Genomic DNA, 13488 nt, shown 5'->3' with positions numbered 1-13488 from the left:
CCGCAGTAGGGTGAAGCAGCCGTAAGCACAGACCATCCCCAGACCATGGAGACAGGACGTGTCCCGTCAGGTGTTCCTCTACGACCCTCCGGAGCGTTTCGTGGCCGGTACGGTCGGACTCCCCGGGCGCCGCACCTTCTTCCTGCAGGCCTCGGCAGGAACCCGGGTCACCAGCGTGGCGCTGGAGAAGACCCAGGTGGCCGCGCTCGCCGAGCGCATGGACGAGCTGCTCGACGAGGTGGTGCGGCGCAGCGGCGGAAACGCTCCGGTGCCGGCCGTGGCACCCACCGAGGTCGCCGACACGGCCCCGCTCGACTCCCCGGTCGAGGAGGAGTTCCGGGTCGGCACCATGGCACTGGCCTGGGACGGCGACGAACAGCGCATGATCGTCGAGGCGCAGGCCCTCGTCGAGATGGACGCCGAGTCCGACGAGGACCTGGCGGAAGCCGAGGAAAGGCTTCTCCAGGACGAGGAGAACGGCCCGCCGATGCTCCGCGTCCGGCTCACCGGCAACCAGGCGCGCGCCTTCGCCAAGCGCGCCCTGGAGGTCGTCAACGCGGGCCGTCCGCCGTGCCCGCTGTGCAGTCTGCCGCTCGACCCGGAGGGACACGTATGTCCGCGCCAGAACGGATACCGGCGCGGCGCGTGACCGGCCGCGACGCCCTGGACCTCCTCACCCGCGGGGAGCTCCACGTCGAGGGGCAGATCAGGGACGCGTCCAACGCCGTCCTGCTGTGCCGGGTCAGCCACGGGGACCGGGAGGCGGCCTGCGTCTACAAGCCCGTCCGCGGTGAGCGGCCCCTGTGGGACTTCCCCGACGGCACCCTCGCCCAGCGCGAGGTGGCCGCCTTCGAGGTCTCCGAGGCGCTCGGCTGGGGCCTGGTCCCGCCGACCGTGCTGCGCGACGGGCCGTACGGCGAGGGCATGTGCCAGCTGTGGATCGACACCCCCGAGGAGCCGGCCGAGGACAGCAGGCTGCTGGCGCTCGTGGACGCCGAGGAGCCGGGCGAGGGCTGGAAGGCCGTCGGTTTCGCCGAGGTCGGCGAGGGCCGCACCGCGCTGCTCGTGCACGCCGACGACGCCCGGCTGCGGCGGCTCTCCGTGCTCGACGCGGTGATCAACAACGGCGACCGCAAGGGCGGCCACCTGCTCGTCGACGGGGAACGGCTGTACGGCATCGACCACGGCGTCACCTTCAACACCGAGGACAAGCTGCGCACGCTGCTGTGGGGCTGGGCCGGGGAACCGCTGACCGAGGAGGCGACCGGGGCCCTGGACGCGCTGCGGGGCCGCCTGGCCGAGGGCGAGCCGCTCGCGGACCGGCTGGCCGCGCTGATCACCCCGGCCGAGCTGGAGGCCGTACGGGAGCGGGTGGCCGCGCTGCTGAAGTCCGGCCGGCACCGGGAGCCGAGCGGCGAGTGGCCCGCCATCCCGTGGCCGCCGATCTGAGCCCGGTCCGCTCCCGGGGCGGTTGTCAGTGGCCCGCGCTACGTTCGGGAGCATGAGCAAGCTGATTGTCGAGGACCGGATCGACCGCCCGGCGAAGGACGTGTTCGAGGCCATCGTCACGGTCGAGGGACTGTCGGGCTTCTTCGTCGAGCGCACCTCCGCGCCGATGGTGCCCGGCACCACGGTGACCTGGAGCTTCCCCCATGTCGACGCGGAGTTCGACGTCGAGATAGGCGAGATCGAGCCCGATCGGCTCGTCTCGTGGCGCTGGCCGGGCGGGCAGGTCACCATCAAACTGCGCGAGACCGGTGCCGGGGCCACCGCGCTCACCGTGATGGAGCAGCCGATGGGGGACGGGATCGAGGGCGCGGCCCGGGCGGTCGGGCAGACACAGGGCTGGACGTACTTCGTGTGCACCCTGCGCGCCTACCTGCTGCACGGCATACGCCACTTCGGCCTCTCGGACGGCATCCGGGCCACCCTGACCGATTAGCAGGCCCCCAGAAGCCGTCTAGCTGCGTCGGCTCGGGCGCGCAAGAGGGCCTTGTCGGCCATCGGACCTGGTCCGGTTCGTATCCGGAAGCACCGTCCGGTTACGCTCATGTCATGCATGCCTGGCCCGCTTCTGAGGTCCCCGCCCTGCCTGGCAAGGGCCGCGACCTGAGGATCCACGACACCGCGACCGATGGACTCGTCACTCTTGAGCCCGGTCCCGTCGCCCGTATCTACGTCTGCGGCATCACGCCGTACGACGCGACCCACATGGGTCACGCGGCGACCTACAACGCGTTCGACCTCGTGCAGCGCGTGTGGCTCGACACCAAGCGGCAGGTGCACTATGTCCAGAACGTGACGGACGTCGACGACCCGCTGCTCGAGCGGGCCGTGCGCGACGGCGTCGACTGGGCGGGGCTCGCCGAGCAGGAGACCGCGCTGTTCCGCGAGGACATGACCGCGCTGCGGATGCTGCCGCCGCGGCACTACATAGGCGCCGTCGAGGCGATACCCGGCATCGTGCCGCTCGTCGAGCGGCTGCGGGACGCCGGTGCCGCCTACGAGCTGGACGGCGACACCTACTTCTCCGTCGAGGCCGACCCGCACTTCGGCTCCGTCTCGAACCTGGACGCCGCCGCGATGCGGCTGCTCTCCGCCGAGCGCGGAGGAGACCCGGAGCGCCCGGGCAAGAAGAACCCGCTCGACCCGATGCTCTGGATGGCCGCCCGCGAGGGCGAGCCGAGCTGGGACGGCGGCTCCCTGGGACAGGGGCGCCCCGGCTGGCACATCGAGTGCGTCGCCATCGCCCTCGACCACCTCGGCATGGGCTTCGACGTCCAGGGCGGCGGCTCCGACCTGGCCTTCCCGCACCACGAGATGGGCGCCTCGCACGCCCAGGCGCTGACCGGCGAGTTTCCGATGGCCAAGGCGTACGTGCACGCCGGGATGGTCGGGCTCGACGGCGAGAAGATGTCCAAGTCCAAGGGCAACCTCGTCTTCGTGTCGCAGCTGCGCCGCGACGGGGTCGACCCGGCCGCCATCCGGCTCGCGCTGCTCGCCCACCACTACCGCTCCGACTGGGAGTGGACCGACCAGGTGCTCGCCGACGCCGTGGCCCGGCTCGACCGCTGGCGGGCCGCCGTGTCGCGGCCCGACGGGCCTCCCGCGGAGGGCCTGGTCGAGGAGATCCGCGCGGCCCTGTCGAACGATCTCGACGCGCCCGCCGCGCTGGCCGCTGTCGACCGGTGGGCCGAGCTGCAGGGTGCCGAGGGCGGCTCCGACGAGGGAGCGCCGGGCGTCGTCTCGCGTGCCGTCGACGCGCTGCTCGGGGTCGCGCTCTAAGCGCCGCCCACCTGCTCGTTTCTCCGAAAAGCCCCTCCAGGGCGATGGAGTCGAGGTCACGGGGCTCTGCCCCGGGCCCCGCTCCTCAATCACCGGAGGGGCTTTCTCGCGCTCTAGCGCCGTGCTCGTTTCTGCGCTAAAACACGGTCATGCGATCAGCATCGAGCACGCTCAGGCGTTCTGGACGCCTCAGATCCGTCGTCGCCGTGGCCCTGATCGGGCTTGCGGCCGCCCTTGCCGGGCCCGGACAGACCGCCCGCGCCGCCGACGCCCCCGGAGCCCTCGGCGACGTCACCGGCTTCCATCCGGGCAAGGCCCGCTACACCTTCGACGCCGGCACCGCCGAGGCGCGGGTCAGCTTCGTGTCCGCCGAGAGCTTCCGGATCGAGGTCGCCCCGGACGGCACGTTCACCGATCCCGCGGGCGACGACATCGTCCTGCCGCAGGGCGCGCCGCCCGCCACCCGCTGGAAGGACCGCGGCGACCGCTACGAGCTGAGCAGCGCCGAGGTCACCCTGCGCGCCTACAAGTCCCCTCTGCGCTTCGCCCTGTTCAGGCACGACGGCACCGAGGTGTGGGCGGAGAACGCGCCCATCAGCTGGAGCGCGGACAGCACCACCCAGAGCCTCGACCGCGGCGCCGACGAGCAGTTCTACGGCGTCGGCATGCAGAACGGGCGCGGCAACACCAGCCTGCGCGGACAGACCGCGAAGGCCGAGGTCAGCTACGACTGGGACGACGGCGGCCACCCCAACTCCGTACCCTTCTACCTCTCCACGGCCGGGTACGGCGTCTTCCGGAACACCTACGCGCCCAACACCTACACCTTCGGCGCGCCCGTCACCGCGGCCGCCGCCGAGCGGCGCTTCGACGCCTACTACTTCGCGGGCAGCGGCCGGGACAGTGCGAAAGACGTCATCGGCCAGTACACCCGGCTGACCGGAAAACCGTTCCTGCCGCCGGTCTACGGGCTCGAAGTGGGCGACGCCGACTGCTATCTGCACAACGCCAACCGCGGCGAGCGGCACACCCTGGACGCCCTGAAGATCTCCCGGCAGTACGTCGAGCAGGACATGCCGCTCGGCTGGATGCTCGTCAACGACGGCTACGGCTGCGGGTTCGAGAACCTGGCCGAGACCGCGCAGGGCCTGCGCGGCGACAAGGCCCAGCTCGGCCTGTGGACCGAGGACGGCATCGACAGAATCGCCGACCAGGTGAAGGCCGGGCAGCGCGTCGCGAAGCTGGACGTCGCCTGGGTCGGCGACGGCTACAAGAAGGCCCTCGACGGCTGCAAGGGCGCCTACCGGGGCATCGAGGACAACTCCGATGCCCGCGGCTTCACCTGGGCCCCCGAGAGCTGGGCCGGCGCCCAGCGGTGCGGGGTGCAGTGGTCGGGCGACCAGTCCGGCTCCTGGGACTACATCCGCTGGCAGATCCCGACGTACGCCGGCGCCACCCTGTCCGGCCTCGCCTATACGACAGGTGACGTGGACGGCATCTTCGGCGGCAGCCCCAAGACGTACGTACGCGATCTGCAGTGGAAGTCGCTGCTGCCCGTCACCATGACCATGGACGGCTGGGCCGCGAGCGACAAGCAGCCGTTCCGGCAGGGCGAGCCGTACACGACGATCAACCGGAAGTACCTCAAGCTGCACGAGTCGCTGCTGCCCTACCTGTACTCGTACGCCCACGAGGCCACGAAGACCGGCGTGGGCGCCGTGCGGCCGCTCGCGCTGGAGTACCCGGACGACCCTAAGGCGGCCACGGACGCCGCGAAGTACGAGTTCATGACCGGCGAGGACTTCCTCGTCGCCCCCGTGTACGAGGACTCCGCCACGCGGGACGGCATCTATCTGCCCAAGGGCACGTGGACCGACTACTGGACCGGCCGGGTCTACCAGGGGCCGACCACGATCGACGGCTACAGCGCGCCGCTCGACACCCTGCCGCTGTTCGTCAAGGGCGGCGCCGCCGTGCCGATGTGGCCGGGCATCCGCTCGTACACCGACCGGGACAAGGACTCCCCGGTCGCCTGGGACGTGTACCCGCAGGGCAGTTCGTCCTTCGACCTGTACGAGGACGACGGCGTCACCCGCGCCCACCGCGACGGCGCCTACGCCACCCAGCGCGCCACCGTCACCGCACCCCGGTCCGGCCCTGGTGACGTGCGGGTGCGGATCGGCGCGAGCGAGGGCCGTTACGACGGCAAGCAGACCGCCCGGCCCTACTCCTTCACCGTGCACACCGCGGACGCGCCGGGCCGGGTCGAGCTCGACGGCGAGAAGCTGGCGCGCGCCGCGTCGAAGAGCGCGTTCGACAAGGCCGCGAGCGGCTGGTTCTACGACCCGGACGACCGGGGCGGCGTCGTGCGCGTGAAGACCGGCACCCGGTCCACCGCGCGGGCCTTCACCCTCGACCTGCGCGACACCGCGGCCGTGGGCGGCGCCGCACCGGGAGCCGGGGCGGCCGTGTCCGCCGCCGTGCACCAGGAGCTGGGCGCGGGCGTCACCGGCACGGTCGCCGTCGACGTCACCGCGGGCGACAAGGACGCCACCGATGTCACCGTGGGCGTCGACGCGCCCGCGGGGTGGACCGCTGCGGACCCGGTGACCGTCGGCCGGATCCCGGCCGGGACCACCCGGCGCGTCGACCTCGCCGTCACCCCCGGCGCGGACGTGAAACCGGGGGAGCAGGCGCTCACCGCCACCGCCCGCTACCGGGCCGCCGGCCAACAGCGCTCCGCGCAGGGGCACTTCGCGGTCTCCGTGATGCCCGAACCGCCCGCGGGGCACGCCTGGGCGAGCGACCTGGAGTGGCTGACCTCGACCAACGGATACGGGCCCGCCGAACGCGACCGCAGCAACGGCGAGTCAGGCGCCTCCGACGGTCACCCCCTCACCCTCGCCGGGAAGACGTACGACAAGGGCATCGGCGTGCACGCCGACTCCGTCGTCGAGGTCTATCTCGGCGGGCAGTGCACGAAGTTCACCGCGGACGTCGGGATCGACGACGAGATCAACGGGTACGGCGAGGTCGCCTTCTCCGTCGAGGCCGACGGCAAGGTGCTGTGGACCTCCCCGAAGGTCACCGGCGCCTCGGCCACCGTCCCGGCCGACGTGGACGTGACCGGTGCCCGGCACCTGCGGCTGAAGGTCACCGACACCAACGGGTCCAAGTCCGGCGACCACGGGGACTGGGCCGCCGCCGCGTTCACCTGCGCGGACGGGAGCTGACCCGGGTCCCGGACAAATGAAAGGGGCGCTTCCTCCCTGCGGAGGAAGCGCCCCCTCTTCTGCTGGTCACCGCTCATGTGTCGCGATCGGATCCGACAGGCCGGATCCCGTGGGTCAGATCTTGCGCACCTGGATGCTGCGCAGGACCTGCGGCGACCCGGAGTCCCAGACGCCGACGACCTGGTGACCGAAGGCGAACGCCTCCTGGACCTGGTCGTGCGTCTGCGGGTTGGGGTTGGCGAAGATCCGGAACTGGCCCTGGATGCGCAGCGCGATGATGCTGGGCTGACCGGGCAGCGGCTGCACGACGTCGATGTAGGCGTCCGCGATGCCGGCCTGCAGCACCTGCTGCTGGACCTGCTGCTGCGAGTGCTGCACCGCGATCTGGAGGATCTGGTGCAGGTGCTGCTGGACCTGCTGCTCGACCTGCTGCTGCTGGCCGCCCATCTGCTGCTGGCCGTAGCCCTGCTGCTGACCGAGCTGCTGGAGCAGCCCCTGGAAGGGCTGCTGCTGGCCGAGCTGCTGGAGCTGCTCGAGCGAGCCGCCCATGTGCTGCTGCCCGCCCTGCTGGCCGAACGGCTGCTGGCCGAAGCCCTGCTGTCCGCCCTGCTGGCCGTAGCCCTGCTGTCCGCCCTGCTGGCCGAACGGCTGCTGGCCGAAGCCCTGCTGACCGCCCTGCTGCCCGAACGGCTGCTGCTGCTGATAGGGCGACGTGCTCGGGAACTGCTGCCCCTGCTGACTCATCTGCGGGGTCATGCTCATGCGGGTGCCACCTTCCATCAATGGTTGGCTGCGTCGCGTCAGCCCGTGACCACAAGGCCGACGATCTCGTCGTCCGAGAACCAGACACGGACATCGGGCCGTCCCCCCGCGAAGGCGCTGTGCACCGCCTGGCGGATCTCGGGGGACGGGTCGTTCAGGTTGCGCCAGGTGCCCGCCACGAACAGCCTGAGCCGTGGCGGGAGTTCGCGCGGATACGGGAGCAGTTCGTCCCAGTACCGCTCGGCCTGGCCCGAACCGACCGTCGAGGGCAGCAGATGGGTCACCGCTCCTCTGATGTCGGGCCGGTTGCCGATCCGCTGCGAGGCGGGCCGGCCGGGAGCGTCCTGCTGCGGAGAGCCGGACGCCCGGAGCACCTCGCGCGCCCGCGAGGAGTTCATCGGGCGCTGGCCGCCGGCCTTGAGCATGCCCTGGAGGGCGGCCAGCGCGCCGACGACCACCGGGGAGGCAGCCGAGGTGCCGGAGAAAGTATCGGTGTACCAGGCGATCTCCTCGGAGCCGCCCTGCAGATCGCCGGGGCGGTCCCAGAAACCGCCGGTGGTGGTGACCTCGCGGCCCCAGCCCTGGGCGTCCACCCGGGCGCCGTAGTTGGAGAACGCAAGGCGTGAGCGGTCCGGGCCGTGGTCACGGCCGTGCGTGCCGGGCGGCGGCGCGCCCGCGCCGACCAGGACCGCGCCGGAGGACGGGTTCGTCGGATTGAACGGGTTGTGCCACCAGGCCGGGAAGCCCTCCGGGCGCCGCTCGTACAGCCCGTCGTCCAGCGACTCGGCGCCGTTGCCCGCCGCGGCCACCACCACGATGCCCAGCGCGGTGGCGTACCTGATCGCGGCGAAGTCGTCGGGCCACCACTCCAGGCCGATGTAACCGCGCTGGTCGTCGCGCGACTCGAAGTCGAACCGCGGTCCCGGCCGGTGCAGTTCGACCAGCACGAAGTCACCGGGGCTCAGCCGCTCGGCCGCCGCGTGGATCGCCGCCGCCGTGCCGACGCCCTGGAAGGAGGCCGCCGCCGTCACCGCCTGCGGGGCGATGCCGGTGATGCCGTGCCCGTCGCGGTCGCCGCCGATCACGCCGAGGACGGCGGTGCCGTGGTTGCGCCACGCCAGATCCGCGACGGGGCTCCCGACGACGACGCCCGCGAGCTTCGCCGACAGGGCCTCGTGGCTGAGCTGCCAGGCGCCCTCCACGTCGATGACGGTGACGCCCTCTCCGCCGCCGCCGAGCCGCTGCCACGCCCACGTCGCGTCCACGCCCTCGGGCGCCGGCGCGAGATAGCCCTGACGGCCCGTGAAATCGGGGGTCGCGGCCGTCTTCTCCTTCAGCCGCCGCGCCTCCTCGAAGTCCTCCGGAGAGACGGCCGGCACCGCACCGGGCTTCACGTAAGCGGTGTCGACCTCCGGCAGTGCCGCGATCCGCGCCCGCAGTTCCTGGGCCCGTCCGCCCGCGCCGCGCACCCGGTAGAACAGCGCCAGGTCCGGCACGTCCGCCCCGGCCCCCACCGCCTCAGACGCGCCCCGCAGCCGCTCCTCACTGCCGAACAACGGTTCAAGGGCGAGCTGTTCGTCGCCCAGGAACATGTTCAGAGCCGATACGTCGGCGCCGGCGGCCGACCTGACCCCGTCCGCCTGGGCCCGTAACCGGGCCTCGGGCCGCGCCAGGACGATCAGTTCCGCTTCTGTCCCGCGATACGTGAAACCGGCTCCGTCCGGACCCGGACCCGCAGCCCCCGGGCCCCGCGCCGGTTCTGCGTTCTGGTCGGTCATCGGTCCACAGCTCCCCTCGCCACCTCTGGTCGTACGGGTGTGCCTGTGCCGCGTTCGTCGGGCACACCTTGCTACGGCCGGGCGCTCGCGTCCACCCCTTGTTCAGGAAATGCGTTTGAGAACAAGTTGAAGAGGGAACCCTGTGCATTTTGCACAGAATCATCTGTCACGCCGCAAACCGGCCAAAGGCGAGAAGAACGGGAGCGGCGCGAAAGCGCCCCCGGTGCCGGTTGCCCGGCGCCGGGGGCGCTTCGTCGGTCGTGGACCGCGGTCTACTCGTCGCCGTCCTCGGCGTCGGGGCGCGGTGGCTTCGGCGGGCGGCTCTTGCCGCCCGGGTTGTCCCGCAGGTACGACGAGCCGTCGCCGCCGTCCGTGGCGTGGCCGCCCGCCCCGGGCGGTGCCCCCGGGTCGCGCCGCCGCAGATACCGCTCGAACTCGCGGGCGATCGCCTCGCCCGACGCCTCCGGCAGCTCCGCGGTGTCCCGCGCCTCCTCCAGCGTCTGCACGTACTCGGCGACCTCGCTGTCCTCCGCCGCCAGCTGGTCCACGCCCAGCTGCCAGGCGCGCGCGTCCTCGGCCAGCTCGCCCAGTGGGATCCGCAGGTCGATCAGGTCCTCCAGGCGGTTGAGCAGCGCCAGCGTCGCCTTCGGGTTCGGCGGCTGCGACACGTAGTGCGGCACCGCCGCCCACAGCGAGACCGCCGGGACGCCCGCGTGGGTGCACGCCTCCTGGAGAATCCCGACGATGCCCGTCGGGCCCTCGTACTTGGTCTCCTCCAGGTCCATGCGCGTAGCGAGATCCGGATCGGAGGTGACGCCGCTGACCGGAACCGGCCGGGTGTGCGGAGTGTCGCCGAGCAGCGCGCCCAGGATCACCACCAGCTCCACGCCCAGCTCGTGCGCGAACCCCAGCAGTTCGTTGCAGAACGAGCGCCAGCGCATCGACGGCTCGATGCCGCGGACCAGGACCAGGTCACGCGGCTTGTCGCCGCCGACGCGCACCACCGAGAGCCGGGTCGTCGGCCAGGTGATCTTGCGCACGCCGTCTTCCAGGAAGACCGTCGGCCGGTTGACCTGGAAGTCGTAGTAGTCCTCGGCGTCCAGCGCCGCGAACACCTCGCCCTTCCACTCCTTGTCGAGATGCGCGACCGCGGTGGAGGCGGCGTCGCCGGCATCGTTCCAGCCCTCGAACGCGGCCACCATGACCGGGTCGACCAGCTCGGGAACCCCCTCGAGCTCGATCACCCAGCGCCTCCTTCCGACGTGTCCTCGCGTACCTGCCCACCTTACGGCGTCCGCGAGGACCCTCCGCAGCCCCCTGGAACCCGGAGACTGCCCGGAACACTGCCCCGTGTCGCAGGTGTGCACTCCACCTGAATGTCGGGGTTTCCCACTTCCGGCTCACCGCTTCGGGCTCACAGCGTGGAGCGCAGCCACTGCTCCACGCTCGCGATGTGCACGGTCGCCCAGGAGCGGGCCGCCTCCGGGTCGCCGTCGCGCAGCGCCGCCAGGATCGCCCGGTGTTCGCGCAGGGTGCGGCCGACCGCGTCCTCCTGGGTCAGGCCGCGCCAGACCCGGGCCCGGGTGGTCGGCCCGGACAGCCCGTCGAGGAGGGAACCGAGCACCGAATTGCCGGCGGCCGCCACGATGCCACGGTGGAAGTCGAGGTCCGCGGCGACCAGCTCCTCCACCGACGGCTCGGGCCCCAGCTCGTCCAGCTGGGCGGCGAGCCGGTCGAGCTGGTCGGCGCCGATGGAGGTCGCCGCCATCGCCGTGGCGGCCGGCTCCAGGATGCGGCGGACGGCCAGGAACTCCAGGACCGTGTCGTCGCGGTGGAAGTCGACGACGAAGCTCAGCGCCTCCAGCAGGAGCTGCGGGTCCAGGCTCGTGACGTAGGTGCCGTCGCCCTGCCGGACGTCCAGGATGCGGATGAGGGAGAGCGCGCGCACCGCCTCGCGCAGCGAATTGCGCGAGAGCCCCAGCTCCGCGGCGAGTTCGCTCTCCTTGGGGAGCCGGTCGCCGGGGCGCAGCGCACCCGAGACGATCATGCCCTTGATCTTCTCGATGGCCTCGTCGGTGACGGCCATGGCAGCCCCCTCTGCTCGTCCTCCGGAGAGACCGGTCCTCCGATGTCTCGCCCCATTATGGGCGTACGGGGATGACCTGGCCGCGTTCCCCCGGGGAGCCGTTCACCGAGGACGCGGGCCCGGACGGGCCCGGGGGCTCACGCCGTGGCCTGGGCCTCGGCGCCGCCGCGGTACAGGCGGCGCAGCCGGACCACGCCGAGGTCGTGCTGGTACAGGTTCTCGCGCTGGTCGGCGTCCGCGGGCATCGCCTCCAGCATCACCCGGTCCTGCTCCAGGACCTCCCAGTGCCGCTTCTCGATCAGCGTCTTGTAGAGGAACCGCCAGGTGTCGCGCTGCCATCCCTGGACCGTGCGGTAGCGCCAGAAGAAGACGGCGCAGCGCTCGGCGTCGACCGGGCGGACCATGCCGACGATGCCGAACGGGCCGCCGGGCCCCGCCGACGGCGGGTAGGGGATCGACAGGTCGACCCAGTCGACGCCCGTGCGGCACAGCTCGACCCAGTCGAAGTTCACGCCGCGCTGGTCGGTCTTCTCGAAGAAGTAGCCGCGGTCGGTCTCGCGGATGCGGAACTTGGCGGTGGTGTCGCCGTCGAACATCGTGTGCGAGTCGTGGTGCAGGAACGCGCCGTGCATCGGGTCGAGCAGGTTCTCGACGGCGTACCGCCACGGCACGTTCCACTCCGCGTAGCAGAGGATCGCCTCGGTGTCGGGGTCGGTCAGCGGCTCGGGCAGCGTCAGCTCGACCGGCTGCGGCTGCTCCTCGGTGCCGAAGTAGGCGAGGACGGCGCCGGACACCTCCTTGACGGGCAGCGAGACGACGAGTTGCTTGCCCTCCAGGTTGCAGCCGGGCAGGCCCGGGACGGAGGAGACGGTGCCGTCGGTCTCGACCTCCACGCCGTGGTACCAGCACGCCACCCGGTCGCCCAGGTGTTTGCCCAGCGAGAGCGGGGCGCCGCGGTGCGGGCAGCGGTCGGCGAGCATGCTCAGGGTGCCGTCCGAGCGGCGGAACAGCAGCCACTGCTCGCCGAGGACGGTGACCTTGCGCATCGCGCCGGGCGCGACGAACGAGGAGGGGACGACCGGGTGCCACTGACCGCGCAGGCCCGTCGCGTACAGGTGGTCGGCGGTGAGAGGGGTGGTGGTCATGGCGGTCACGCTCCCAGGCGGTGCATCTCGGCGGTGAAGGACTCCTCGGTCCACGGGGTGCCGTCGGGCGCGTGGACTTGACGGTCATTCAAGCCGCGTACGACATCGGCGAGTTCGCTGCCGACCTTGGTGAAGACCTCTTCGAGGGTGGCGGCCAGCTTCAGCTCGTAGGGCGACGGCTCGTGGGTGCGGGACTGGTGGATCTCCAGGTACGGCCAGTCGGTGTTCATGGGCATCTCCCGGTACGGATTACAGGTCGAGGACGAGGCGGGAGCCGGCGGCGCAGCGCGAGACGCAGATCATCATCGAGGCGTTCGCGGCGTGCTCGGCTTCCGAGAGCAGGAAGTCGCGGTGGTCGACGGCGCCGTCCAGCACCCGCGTCTCGCAGGAGCCGCAGATGCCGTCGCGGCAGGAGCTGGCGACGTCGAGGCCGGCCTGCTCGGCGGCCTCCAGGACCGAGGTGTCGGCGCCGACGGTGAGGGTGAGCCCGGAGGTGCGGCACTCGACCTCGAACTCCCCGTCGTCCGGAGCCCGTTCGACGACGGGCGCGGAGAACCGCTCGACGCGCAGTGCCTCGGCCGGGCACGCCGCTTCCACGGCGGCGAGCAGGGGCTCGGGTCCGCAGCAGTACACGAGGGTGTCGTCGGGCAGCCCGTCGAGCGCGGCCGCCAGATCGATGTGGCCCAGCTCGTCCTGCGGTACGAGCGTCACGTCGCCGCCCAGCGCGGCCAGCTCCTCGGTGAAGGCCATGGAGGCGCGGCTGCGCCCGCCGTAGACCAGGCGCCAGCGCGCCCCGCGCCGGGCGGCCTCGCGGGCCATGGCGAGGATCGGGGTGATCCCGATGCCGCCCGCGACGAAGACATGGCCGCCCGCGTCCTCCAGGGCGAAGTGGTTGCGCGGCTCGGACACGGTGACGCTCTGACCGGGCCGCAGCGCGGTGTGGACATGGCGCGAACCGCCGCGCGAGGACGGCTCGTTGAGCACGCCGATCCGGTACGTGCCGGTGGCGTCCGGGTCGCCGCACAGGCTGTACTGGCGGACCTGCCCGCCCACGTGCACGTCGATGTGGGCGCCCGGCGCCCAGCCGGGCAGCGGCTTGCCGTCCGGATGGGCGAGCTCGACGGAGAGAACGCCCTCGGCCTCCCAGGTCATCCGCCGGACCAGCAGCTCCAGTTGGCGGTCGGAGTCGGTCATGGTGG

12 protein-coding genes are annotated in these 13488 nt (G+C 72.0%); 5 read left to right on the top strand and 7 right to left on the bottom strand.

Translation table 11 applies throughout. The features are described 5' to 3' along the window. Positions 1–58 precede the first annotated feature (58 nt). From ABII15_RS07765 to ABII15_RS07745, 5 genes are all read left to right on the top strand, one after another. On the top strand, positions 59–649 hold the full coding sequence (locus ABII15_RS07765; RefSeq protein ID WP_353941532.1) for a DUF3090 domain-containing protein: 591 nt from the start codon (positions 59–61) through the stop codon (positions 647–649). Then, the gene (locus ABII15_RS07760) at positions 613–1449 is read left to right on the top strand and encodes an SCO1664 family protein (protein WP_353941531.1); all 837 of its coding nucleotides are present in this window, start codon (positions 613–615) and stop codon (positions 1447–1449) included. The genes ABII15_RS07765 and ABII15_RS07760 overlap by 37 nt, the downstream gene beginning before the upstream one ends. 52 nt (positions 1450–1501) lie before the next feature. Beyond that, positions 1502–1942: an SRPBCC domain-containing protein gene (locus ABII15_RS07755; RefSeq protein WP_353941530.1), complete on the top strand. Its 441-nt coding sequence runs from the start codon at positions 1502–1504 to the stop codon at positions 1940–1942. A 113-nt stretch (positions 1943–2055) separates the two neighbouring features. Next, positions 2056–3285, top strand: a complete 1230-nt coding sequence (gene mshC / locus ABII15_RS07750; protein ID WP_353941529.1) for a cysteine--1-D-myo-inosityl 2-amino-2-deoxy-alpha-D-glucopyranoside ligase — start codon at positions 2056–2058, stop codon at positions 3283–3285. A gap of 149 nt (positions 3286–3434) precedes the next feature. Beyond that, a complete protein-coding gene (locus tag ABII15_RS07745; RefSeq protein ID WP_353941528.1) occupies positions 3435–6518 on the top strand; it encodes an NPCBM/NEW2 domain-containing protein in 3084 nt (1027 codons plus the stop codon). A gap of 114 nt (positions 6519–6632) precedes the next feature. On the opposite strand, the gene ABII15_RS07740 is transcribed toward ABII15_RS07745, so the two are convergent. From ABII15_RS07740 to ABII15_RS07710, 7 genes are all read right to left on the bottom strand, one after another. Further along, a complete protein-coding gene (locus ABII15_RS07740; RefSeq protein WP_353941527.1) occupies positions 6633–7280 on the bottom strand; it encodes a hypothetical protein in 648 nt (215 codons plus the stop codon). 38 nt (positions 7281–7318) lie between these two features. Beyond that, positions 7319–9058: a S8 family peptidase gene (locus tag ABII15_RS07735; RefSeq protein ID WP_353941526.1), complete on the bottom strand. Its 1740-nt coding sequence runs from the start codon at positions 9056–9058 to the stop codon at positions 7319–7321. 272 nt (positions 9059–9330) lie between these two features. Then, entirely contained in the window at positions 9331–10302 is a 972-nt protein-coding gene (locus ABII15_RS07730; RefSeq protein ID WP_353941525.1) for a PAC2 family protein, read from the bottom strand. Between the two features lie 170 nt (positions 10303–10472). Beyond that, entirely contained in the window at positions 10473–11144 is a 672-nt protein-coding gene (locus tag ABII15_RS07725) for a FadR/GntR family transcriptional regulator (RefSeq protein WP_353941524.1), read from the bottom strand. 137 nt (positions 11145–11281) lie between these two features. Beyond that, positions 11282–12289 carry an aromatic ring-hydroxylating dioxygenase subunit alpha gene (locus tag ABII15_RS07720; protein WP_353941523.1) on the bottom strand — a complete coding sequence of 336 codons (1008 nt, stop codon included), beginning with the start codon at positions 12287–12289 and terminating at the stop codon, positions 11282–11284. 5 nt (positions 12290–12294) lie between these two features. Further along, a complete protein-coding gene (locus tag ABII15_RS07715; protein ID WP_353941522.1) occupies positions 12295–12519 on the bottom strand; it encodes a recombinase-like helix-turn-helix domain-containing protein in 225 nt (74 codons plus the stop codon). Between the two features lie 19 nt (positions 12520–12538). Continuing rightward, positions 12539–13483 (bottom strand): PDR/VanB family oxidoreductase, encoded by a 945-nt coding sequence (locus ABII15_RS07710; RefSeq protein ID WP_353941521.1) that lies wholly within the window; start codon positions 13481–13483, stop codon positions 12539–12541. Between the last annotated feature and the right edge of the window lie 5 nt (positions 13484–13488).

It is taken from the genome of Streptomyces sp. HUAS MG91, assembly GCF_040529335.1.
Lineage (GTDB): Bacteria > Actinomycetota > Actinomycetes > Streptomycetales > Streptomycetaceae > Streptomyces > Streptomyces tabacisoli.
The sequence above is the reverse complement of the archived record's forward strand: the minus strand, read 5'-3'. Positions and strand labels throughout refer to the sequence as shown.

Excerpts from the sequence above, each read along its gene's own strand:
- ABII15_RS07710 (WP_353941521.1), bottom strand. The coding sequence starts at position 13,483 with ATGACCGACTCCGACCGCCAACTGGAGCTGCTGGTCCGGCGGATGACC.
- ABII15_RS07760 (WP_353941531.1), top strand. The coding sequence starts at position 613 with ATGTCCGCGCCAGAACGGATACCGGCGCGGCGCGTGACCGGCCGCGAC.
- ABII15_RS07755 (WP_353941530.1), top strand. The coding sequence starts at position 1,502 with ATGAGCAAGCTGATTGTCGAGGACCGGATCGACCGCCCGGCGAAGGAC.
- ABII15_RS07725 (WP_353941524.1), bottom strand. The coding sequence starts at position 11,144 with ATGGCCGTCACCGACGAGGCCATCGAGAAGATCAAGGGCATGATCGTC.
- ABII15_RS07740 (WP_353941527.1), bottom strand. The coding sequence starts at position 7,280 with ATGAGCATGACCCCGCAGATGAGTCAGCAGGGGCAGCAGTTCCCGAGC.
- ABII15_RS07735 (WP_353941526.1), bottom strand. The coding sequence starts at position 9,058 with ATGACCGACCAGAACGCAGAACCGGCGCGGGGCCCGGGGGCTGCGGGT.
- mshC (WP_353941529.1), top strand. The coding sequence starts at position 2,056 with ATGCATGCCTGGCCCGCTTCTGAGGTCCCCGCCCTGCCTGGCAAGGGC.
- ABII15_RS07720 (WP_353941523.1), bottom strand. The coding sequence starts at position 12,289 with ATGACCACCACCCCTCTCACCGCCGACCACCTGTACGCGACGGGCCTG.
- ABII15_RS07715 (WP_353941522.1), bottom strand. The coding sequence starts at position 12,519 with ATGAACACCGACTGGCCGTACCTGGAGATCCACCAGTCCCGCACCCAC.
- ABII15_RS07745 (WP_353941528.1), top strand. The coding sequence starts at position 3,435 with ATGCGATCAGCATCGAGCACGCTCAGGCGTTCTGGACGCCTCAGATCC.